The sequence below is a fragment of the Paenibacillus sp. CCS19 genome, from assembly GCF_033239625.1.
Classification (GTDB): domain Bacteria; phylum Bacillota; class Bacilli; order Paenibacillales; family Paenibacillaceae; genus Paenibacillus_T.
Genome location: NZ_BTCK01000064.1, coordinates 20,463 through 30,203 on the forward strand (window position 1 = coordinate 20,463; position 9,741 = coordinate 30,203).

Sequence of the window (9,741 nt, forward strand, 5' to 3'; positions counted from 1 at the left end):
TTCATCATCCTCCTAAAAGTTTTTGCGGTTAGCTCCTCCCGGCAAATAGGAGGGATGCAGCAAAAAGCTGCATCGGAAGCATAGCGTCTATTTGAGCGTTATCCATTCGTCGCGATGGATGACTTCGATACGAGCCACCTCGATGCGGCGTTTCACTTCATCGGAATTCATGCCGGCAACGGCTTTCAGCTGCCATGCGTCATAGTTCACAATACCGCGGCCGATGATATCGCCGCCAAGGCCAGTCACTTCGACGACGTCACCGTGGTGGAAGTCGCCGGACAGCTCCGCTACGCCTGCAGGCAGCAAGCTTTTGCCCCCAGTACGTAGGGCGTCCTCTGCACCGGCATCGACGATAATACGTCCAAGCGGCATGGAGTGGAAGCCGAGCCACTGTTTTTTAACCGGCAGATTGCCGCGAGACGTCTCGAAATAAGTCCCTTTGCCGATCCCGTCAACAGCAAGACGCAGATCGCCGGGTTCAGCGGCACGGCCTACGAATGCCGGCACACCGCCGCGCATCGCAATGCGCGCTGCTTCCAGCTTGGAGCGCATGCCGCCTGTTCCGACAGAAGAACCGGACCCGCCTGCGAGCTGCATGAGGTCTTCGGAAATTTGCGATACTCGCTCAATGCGCCGTGCGTCCTTATTCTTGCGCGGATCTGCGGTGTATAGACCGTCCGTGTCCGTCAGAATAATGACCTGCTTCGCCTTCACGAGATTGGCGACGAGAGCGGAGATCATGTCGTTGTCGCCGAATTTCAATTCCTCGGTAGCAACGGTGTCGTTCTCGTTGATTACCGGAATCGCGCCTTGGCGGAGCAGTTCCTCCATCGTCATAAGCGCGCATTCAATGCGGCGGCGATTGGAGAAGTCCATCCGCGTCAACAAGATCTGTGCAGCGGTATGGCCGCTGCGGCCGAAAGACTCTTGGTAGGCCTGCATGAGCAGCGCTTGACCGACCGCTGCGGAAGCTTGTTTCTCATGGAGCAGCTTCGGTCTGGATGTGAAGCCGAGCGCCCGGAATCCGGCAGCAACAGCACCGGAGGTAACAAGGACGATGCTGTAACCGGCATCCTTCAATGCAGATAGTTCAGATACGAAGAAATCAAGCTTATTTCGGTTCAGGCCGCCTTCATCTGATGTAAGCGAGCTGCTGCCGATTTTGACTACAATGCATTCTCCCATGAGGATCCCTTCCCGTTACATAATGATAAGTATGTAATTCAGATGTACTCGAAATAAGAACGAGAAACAAAAAAGACTTCCATCCTTATAAATAAAGGACGAAAGTCTGTGCTTCCGCGGTACCACCTTTGTTGACGGCCATTGCAGCAATGATCAAAAGCCGGAATTGAGCATTCGATCGCTGCGGGATGCCGTCCCGCTCGTGCCTTGTAACAGTAGGCGCTGTCCGACTTATCGTCGGCCGTTCAGGGGTAGGATTCAGCCATGCCTCGCGGTAAATTCTCCCAGCCTATCGGAATTTACTCTCTGAGCGCGGTGCGGTTATGGCTTACTGGTCCCGTCATTACGTTCCGTATTATCGAATTAGAAACAGCATATCATGATTGCAGTAGCGTGTAAAGAAAGGCAAGCCCCCAGATTGCAGCAGTGCAGCGGCTTATGAGGTTTGAAAGATGCCAAGCGCACCGATCCGGCGAACCGCCTCGCGCAGACGTTCGGATGGGGCCAACAGACCGAGTCGAACGTAGCCTTCGCCGCTCTCCCCGAAGCCGATGCCAGGTGCGACGACGACGTCTGCCTGTTCCAATACTAGATCGGCAAATTCAGACGAAGTATACGGTTCCGGTACAGGAAGCCAGCAGAAGAAGGAGCCGCCAGGCTTCTCTGCTTTCCATCCAATGGCCTCCAGCTCCTCAAATAGCGCATCACGGCGCCGCTCGTATTCATTGCGAAGCTCCTCGACACAGACTTGTGATTCTGTCAGTGCGGTAGCAGCTGCTTCTTGGATGCCGCCGAACAGGCTGCAATAATAATGATCTTGAATCAAGTTTATGAGTGCAACGACTTCCCGATTGCCGAGCGCGAACCCGACTCGCCAGCCAGCCATATTGTACGATTTGGAAAGTGTATAAAATTCGATGCCGACTTCCTTGGCGCCTTCAGCTTGCAGGAAGCTGATCGGTTTCTTGCCATCGAAGCCAATCGCTCCGTATGCAAAGTCGCTTGCGATGACAATATTATGCTGCCTTGCAAACGCAACGGTCGATTCATAAAACGGCAAATCAGCGACTGCGCCGGTCGGATTGTTCGGATAATTGATAAACATAAGCTTGGCCGCATCGGCCACATGGGCAGGTATAGCGCTATAATCAGGCAGGAAGTTATTCTGCGCAAGCAGCGGCATGAACGACATGACAGCACCGGACAGCTTCACGCCTGACCAATAATCAGGATATCCCGGATCAGGCACGAGGCAGGTATCACCTGGATTTAGCAGACATTGGGCAATTTCGATCAGCCCTGTTTTGCCGCCGAACAGAATGGCTACTTCCGTGTCAGGGTCCAGCTCCACGCCATAATCCTCGGCATATCGCTTAGCGACTGCTTCTTTGAGGAAACGGTAGCCGGTAAAAGGCGGGTAACGATGATACTGCGGATTGTCCGCAGCTGTCTTGAGAGATTCAACGATATGCGAAGGCGTCGGACGATCGGGATTCCCTTGTCCTAAGTTAATGACATCGCGCCCTTTGGCTGTCTGTGCATTCGCTTTGGCGACGAGCGAAGCGAAGAATTGCTTCGGCAGTCCAACCATCCGTTCCGCGGGATGAATGGACACAGGTTTGGCATTCATTGACATGACTTCGTCACTCTCCACCTATTCGGATCGACATAATCCTTGATGAGCATACTTTAGCACGATGCGGATTAGAGTGTCGAGATTCGAAGAGGAAAGCACAAGAGCGGGCAATGCCCGCTCGATATGTAAACCGCCCTCCCGATTGCCAATACAGCGGGGAAGACGGGGTTATGCAGTTAAGACGGAATGCCGATCTTCTTCACGAACGGCGCGATATCGGCGCTGAACAGCAGCAGATACGGACGTCTTTGATCGTCGAAAACAAGCAGAAGCGGCGGTTTATTCGCACAGTTGAACAGGAATACTTCACGAACGACAAGTTCAGTCTGCGACACTTTTACTTTGGCTGGCTTATTCAGCGGAACTCGGTACACATACAGACAGCTGTCATCCGATTTGAGCTGCGGCGCAAATCCTGTAACGGATTTCAGCCAGCTGCGAGCATACTTCTGATATTGTCGGTCGTTATCGACTGACTTGACGACTTTCTCCGCTTTCACATCGAACACTTGAACAGGATGGCTTGGTGCTTTCGCCTTGGCGTCTGCAGCATGCGCGGCAGCAGGATTCATTATTGAGACGAGCAGCAGCATAATCGCGACGAGGGCGGCAACGTGATGGTAAAGACGATTTCTCATGTCCAGTCTCCTTTGGGTGTCGATAGTATTACGCCGTTCTACGTTAACATTCCCGTCTTGACACTGTTCCATGAGGGGGTATGATTAGGAAAATACAAACTGTTCGCAAAGGAAGATCGAACATGTCGAATACGAAGTTGAAGCTGGCACTGCTCCAGATGGACATCCAGATCGGGGAGCCGGAAGCGAACTTCGCCAAGGCAGAAATTCTATTGAAGGAAGCTGTATCAGGCGATGTTCAGCCGGACCTTATTATGCTGCCCGAGATGTGGAACACCGGATACGCGCTGGATCGCATTCATGAATTGGCAGATGTGGAAGGGACGCGCACGCGTCAGAAGCTGGCTGCATTCGCCCAAGCGCATGGTATATTGCTGATTGGAGGCTCTATCGCAGAGAAGCGGGAGAACGGCGTGTTCAACACCATTCACGCGTTTGACCGAAGCGGGAAAGAACTCGGAACGTATGACAAAATCCATTTGTTCCGCCTTATGGACGAAGAGAAATATTTGCAGCCTGGAACCGAAGCTGGCACATTGGCATTGGATGGCACGTCCGCAGGTATGATGATCTGCTATGACATTCGATTCCCGGAGCTCTTCCGCAAGCTTGCGCTCGCTGGAGCGAAAGCCGTATTCGTGCCAGCTGAATGGCCGAACCCTCGTCTGCATCATTGGCGGACGCTGCTCCAAGCCCGAGCAATCGAGAACCAAATGTATGTGATTGCATGCAATCGGTGTGGACAAAGCGGCGAAACCGTGTTTTTCGGCCATTCGATGGTCATCGATCCGTGGGGCGAGATCATCGCGGAGAGCGACGATCAAGAAGGCATTCTAACGGCAGAGATCGACTTCGGGCTGGTGGACGAGGTTCGTGCACGAATTCCGATATTCGAAGATCGACGTCCTGCTTTATATTGAAACAAAATGGCTAGCCGGGTATTCCGGCTAGCCATTGTAATGGTTGTCCACGGTACGTTTCATCGTTCGGATGAACGCTTCTGCTGCACGGGATAAATAGCGGCCCTTACGGCTCGCGATGACTAACGTTCGGGAAGGTGTAGGATCCGCAAGCGACAAGTAAAGCGGCGTAAATTCGCTGCGAGGCGCACGCGTAATCATCATAGGTACGAAAGCGATGCCCATTCCGGCGGCGACCAGCGATTGTACCGTTTCAATGTTGCTGCTCTCGAACACGATTCGTGGGGCGAAGCCAGCTTGCTCGCACAGATCAAGCGTAATTTGACGGAAACCTTGCCCCTTCTTCAATATAATGAACGATTCATTCTCAAGCTGTTTCAGATTAATGGACCCCGAATGGCTTGCAAGCGGATGGCGATGAGGGACCGCCAGACAGATTTCTTCCTCTATAAGGGGCTCCCATGCAAGCGACGTATCGAACAACGGCAGCGACAGCAGACTGATATCCGTCTCGCCGCTGGCGGTTAGTTGTTCGAGCTTGGCGGATGTATCCTCGATCAGCACCACTTCGATCTCCGGATATTGGGTGCCGAACACAGGCAGGACTAACGGGAGGATGTGCGAGCCTGTAATTGGCAGGCTGCCAACGACGAGCCGGCCCTTGCGCATATGCGCCATATCCTCCATCTCTTGCTTCAACTGCTCAGACGCATCTAGAATCGTTTGGGCTTTATGGACGAACACAGCTCCGGCATGCGTCAATTCGACGGAGTTCGTCGTCCGCCGGAACAACAGCACGCCGATTTCCTTCTCCAGCTTGGACAGCTGCTGGCTAAGCGATGGTTGAGCGATATGAAGCTTCTCCGCCGCGCGGGAGAAGTTTTTCTCTTTGGCGATTTGAATGACATATTGCAGCTGACGTAATTCCATCGTTTGGAACTTCCTTTCGATCGTTGTCCTCATAGTTATAACCTATAGCTATTATAGATATTATATCTTGGATCAATGAATAAGAACATGCTATTGTTAAACTAATTTAAAGCACTATTTGCTTTATCCAATAATGAGAAATAGACAATTACGGGGTGAAACGCGATGACTAAGAAAAGAACAATGTTTGAGAAAATTTGGGATAACCACGTGATTCATTCGGAAGAAGGCAAGCCGAGCATTTTGTACATCGACTTGCACCTGGTTCACGAAGTAACGTCGCCGCAAGCGTTTGAAGGTCTGCGCATGTCGGGTCGTAAAGTCCGTCGTCCTGAGCGTACGTTCGCAACGATGGACCACAACGTTCCTACGAAAGATCGCTTCAATATTACAGATCCAATCTCCAAGCAACAGATCGATACGCTGACGCAAAACTGTGCAGACTTCGGTGTTAAACTGTTCGACCTGAACAACATCGACCAAGGCGTTGTACACGTTATGGGTCCTGAGATCGGTCTGACGCACCCAGGTTACACGATCGTTTGCGGTGACAGCCATACGTCGACGCACGGCGCATTCGGCGCACTCGCATTCGGTATCGGTACGAGCGAAGTTGAACACGTAATGGCTACGCAATGCTTGCAGCAATCCAAAGCGAAGACGATGGAAATTCGTTTCATCGGCTCCCGCAAACCAGGCGTAACGGCGAAGGACTTGATCCTCGGCGTAATCGCTAAGTACGGTACTGACTTCGCAACGGGCTACGTTCTCGAGTACACGGGCGAAGCAATCCGCTCGCTGACGATGGAAGAGCGCATGACGGTTTGTAACATGTCGATCGAAGCTGGCGCACGCGCCGGTCTGATCGCACCTGACCAAACAACGTTCGATTACCTGCGTGGCCGTGAATATGTGCCGCAAGGTGAAGCGTTCGACCGTGCTGTAGCAGAATGGTCGCAGCTGAATACGGATGAAGGCGCAGTGTTCGATACGGTTGTTGAGTTCGACGTCGACTCGCTTATTCCGCAAGTAACATGGGGCACAAGCCCAGGCATGGGTACGGACATCACGTCCGTTGTTCCTAACCCAGCTGAGATGGCAACTGAGAATGAGCGCAAAGCTGCAGAAGCGGCGCTTGAATATATGGCTCTGAAACCAGGTACGCCAATGAGCGAAATCGAGATCGATTACGTCTTCATCGGTTCCTGCACGAACGGCCGCATCGAGGACCTTCGCGCTGCTGCAGAAGTGGCGAAAGGCTACAAAGTCAGCGACCGTGTAACGGCAATCGTCGTTCCAGGCTCGGGCCGCGTTAAACTGCAGGCTGAAAAGGAAGGTCTCGACAAGATCTTCGTAGAAGCAGGTTTCGAATGGCGTGAAGCTGGCTGCTCGATGTGCCTCGCGATGAACCCAGACGTTCTGAAGCCAGGCCAACGCTGCGCTTCGACGTCGAACCGTAACTTCGAAGGCCGTCAAGGCCGCGGCGGTCGTACGCATCTCGTTTCCCCAGCAATGGCTGCAGCAGCAGCAGTTATGGGCCGCTTCACAGACGTACGCGACTGGAAGCTCAAGACGGAAGTTGCGAACTAATCGCCTAAGAGAGGAGAACGATATAACATGGAAGCTTTTGTTAAACATACAGGTATCGTCGCACCGGTTGACCGCGTAAACGTCGATACAGACGCAATCATTCCTAAACAATTCCTGAAACGGATCGAGCGCAGCGGCTTCGGCCAATTCCTGTTCTTCGAATGGCGTTTCTTCGAGAACGGTGAAGTTAATCCTGACTTCGAGCCTAACAAAGCTCGTTATGAAGGTGCATCCGTTCTGATCTCCCGCGCTAACTTCGGCTGCGGCTCCTCCCGTGAGCATGCGCCTTGGGCGATTCTAGACTACGGCTACAAAGTTATCATCGCTCCATCGTACGCTGATATCTTCTACAACAACTGCTTCAAGAACGGCATCCTGCCGATCAAACTTAGCGAAGAGCAAGTAGAAGATCTGTTCCAACGTACGGCCAAGCATGATGGCTACAAGCTGAACGTCGATCTGGAGAACAAAGTCCTCTCCGACGACTATGGCCTTTCCATCGCATTCGATCTCGACGAGCACCGCCGTCAATTCCTGCTGCAAGGTCTGGACGATATCGGCCTGACGCTTCAGCATGAAGATAAGATCGCTGCTTTCGAAGCCAAACGTGCAGGTCAAACGGCTTAATCGCCTAACCTGTTGAACAAGCTCTGTGAACTGCCGAAAGGCGGATTCACAGAGCTTTTTTTGTGTAAATCTTCTCTGGAAAATATGCCGAAAAGAATATATTGAAATTTATTCAGTTTGATGTAACTTTTTCCTCGAAGGCGCGTCTAATCTTTCGTCTGCATTAGACGTATTGTGCCGCGACTCGACTTGTTTCGTAAAAGGGAAGTCCATATTTTATCGTTTAGAGGTGAAGGATGAGAAAGCTAGTTGTCGTTATCATGTTCTTATCGTTGTTCTTCTCGATGTTTCCAGCGATTGGACAAGCTGCTTCCGTCGCGCCAAAGCTTTATTTGAACGGCAAATTGTTGGAATCGCAAGAGGATCCCCAGATAGTTGACAAGTCGACGCTTGTGCCGGTAAGGGTAGTCGCAGAAGGATTAGGCTATAACGTTGGATGGAGTCAATCTATCAAACAAATTAATATCCAAGATGATTTGACAAGCATTACGCTGACAGTGGATAGTCGTTCAGCAAGCGTGAATGGCAGCGTCGTACAACTGGATGCCGCAGCTAAGATCATTAATAAAGTTACGATGGTACCGATTCGATTCGTTGCAGAGAGTCTCGGTCTTCAAGTGTATTACGATAAACCGACGAAGGCCGTTCATCTGTATAAACACGCGGATTCAACGGTTGGACTCGACAGTCCCGTACCAGGCGGTACGTCAGGCACCGTCATCGAGGATTCCGGAAGCAGCTCTGGCAGCAATGGCCTCCAAGGATCAGATCCTTCTGGCAGTTCTGGTGGTTCGAACACAGGGTCTTTGGTTGACAACTCGAATAGTGATAGTCAGAATCCGAATGCAACACTGCCAGCTAATGTAGCAGGCTTGCTGAAATCAGTCCAATTCGACGGTTCCTCGAGCGTGCTGATCGATTATGATGGTACGATTATTGCTAATAAAGCGTTTACATTGAATTCGCCGGACCGTATCGTACTTGACCTCCCGAATTCGGCTTTCTCATCAAGCTTGACCCCGGGAGAAGTTGTCGTTGACTCACATCCATCGCTTACTAAGATTCGGTATGCGGTTGGACCTGACAGTCCAACAACGCTGCGCGTCGTATTCGATCTGAAAGCAGCTTCAAGTTACAACATATCGGAGCAGAGTGGACGTATCCAAGTTGATATATTTGACCCTGCTGTGGTGCCGCCCTTGATAAATCCTTCGAACCCTAGTGTAGATTCAGGGGACAAGATGTATAAGGTCGTCATTGACGCCGGGCATGGCGGTACGGACCCTGGTACATCTTCCGCCACTGGACTGTACGAGAAGACGTTTAACTTGAGCATTGTGTTGAAGGTGAAAGAGCTGCTCGACAAAGAAAAGCGCATTCAGGTTACATACACGAGATTAGACGATACTTATCCGACACGGACCGATAGGGTTAATATGGCGAATAATTTGAAAGCGGATGCCTTCATATCGATTCATGCGAACAGCTTTACTTCACCCGCTACGAACGGGACAGAGACTTATTACTACCGAGAGGATTCGAAGCCATTTGCCCAAATCATGCATAAATATTTGGTGCCAGCAACTGGTTTGAAGGACAACGGCGTTCGGTATGGTAATTTTCAAGTAATTCGCGAGACAACGATGCCCGCCATATTGCTCGAGACAGGCTACATGTCGAATGCCAATGACGTGAAAGCGCTGTTCGATAACGCCATACAGAACCGAATTGCAGCAGCCATTGTTGCTGGCATCAAGGAGCAGTTGAAGGTTCAATAGGAGTCAGTGGAGATTGTCCACTTAAATAAACTCTGTGGTTGCCCAAAGGCGATCACAGAGCTTTTTTGTAGGTAGTTATTAATTAAATGCTCGTAAAATGCTGTACCCAATAGGGCGCACGATTCTCAGCAGCTTGTAAGGTTACCCCCGCATATGTTCATACACCTGCGCTCTAGGGTTTGGGTGAGTAGAAAAGGAGTACCGGTCAACAGAAAAAGAAGAGCGTGTCCCGCAGGGACGTAAGCGTGTATATGCTCGCAGGATGGGTCTCATCGAATTCGTATGCAAACACTCAACCGTTCCTAGAACTCTCGGAAGCAGAGCGTGTCCCGAAGGGACTAAAGCGAGCATACGCTCAATTGTAACTAGAACAGTCTTCCCGGGGTCCCGGGGTTGGAAACCCCGGGGGCCCTCCCTTGCAGGGAGGGTTTGGG

At 51.4% G+C, this 9,741-nt stretch carries 8 protein-coding genes; 4 read left to right on the forward strand and 4 right to left on the reverse strand.

Going from position 1 to position 9,741, the window contains the following annotated elements:
* Positions 1 to 87: 87 nt before the first annotated feature.
* The 3 genes from proB to SBI19_RS27330 form a co-directional block, all read right to left on the reverse strand.
* A complete protein-coding gene (gene proB / locus SBI19_RS27320) occupies positions 88 to 1,188 on the reverse strand; it encodes a glutamate 5-kinase (RefSeq protein WP_317972691.1) in 1,101 nt (366 codons plus the stop codon).
* A 436-nt stretch (positions 1,189 to 1,624) separates the two neighbouring features.
* Positions 1,625 to 2,824: a pyridoxal phosphate-dependent aminotransferase gene (locus tag SBI19_RS27325; protein ID WP_317972692.1), complete on the reverse strand. Its 1,200-nt coding sequence runs from the start codon at positions 2,822 to 2,824 to the stop codon at positions 1,625 to 1,627.
* Positions 2,825 to 3,000: 176 nt separating this feature from the next.
* Positions 3,001 to 3,462, reverse strand: coding sequence for a hypothetical protein (locus SBI19_RS27330; protein ID WP_317972693.1), 462 nt, complete (start codon positions 3,460 to 3,462; stop codon positions 3,001 to 3,003).
* A gap of 122 nt (positions 3,463 to 3,584) precedes the next feature.
* Between SBI19_RS27330 and SBI19_RS27335 the strand changes: the two genes are divergently transcribed.
* A complete protein-coding gene (locus SBI19_RS27335; protein WP_317972694.1) occupies positions 3,585 to 4,382 on the forward strand; it encodes a carbon-nitrogen family hydrolase in 798 nt (265 codons plus the stop codon).
* 27 nt (positions 4,383 to 4,409) lie between these two features.
* Here the strand turns inward: SBI19_RS27335 and SBI19_RS27340 are convergent, their stop codons facing one another.
* Positions 4,410 to 5,312, reverse strand: coding sequence for a LysR family transcriptional regulator (locus SBI19_RS27340; protein WP_317972695.1), 903 nt, complete (start codon positions 5,310 to 5,312; stop codon positions 4,410 to 4,412).
* A 165-nt stretch (positions 5,313 to 5,477) separates the two neighbouring features.
* Here SBI19_RS27340 and leuC point away from each other — a divergent pair, with 165 nt between their 5' ends.
* The 3 genes from leuC (at position 5,478) to SBI19_RS27355 (ending at position 9,307) form a co-directional block, all read left to right on the forward strand.
* Positions 5,478 to 6,902, forward strand: coding sequence for a 3-isopropylmalate dehydratase large subunit (gene leuC / locus SBI19_RS27345; RefSeq protein ID WP_317972696.1), 1,425 nt, complete (start codon positions 5,478 to 5,480; stop codon positions 6,900 to 6,902).
* A 27-nt stretch (positions 6,903 to 6,929) separates the two neighbouring features.
* Entirely contained in the window at positions 6,930 to 7,529 is a 600-nt protein-coding gene (gene leuD / locus SBI19_RS27350; protein ID WP_317972697.1) for a 3-isopropylmalate dehydratase small subunit, read from the forward strand.
* A gap of 236 nt (positions 7,530 to 7,765) precedes the next feature.
* Positions 7,766 to 9,307 carry an N-acetylmuramoyl-L-alanine amidase family protein gene (locus SBI19_RS27355; protein ID WP_317972698.1) on the forward strand — a complete coding sequence of 514 codons (1,542 nt, stop codon included), beginning with the start codon at positions 7,766 to 7,768 and terminating at the stop codon, positions 9,305 to 9,307.
* Positions 9,308 to 9,741: the final 434 nt, after the last annotated feature.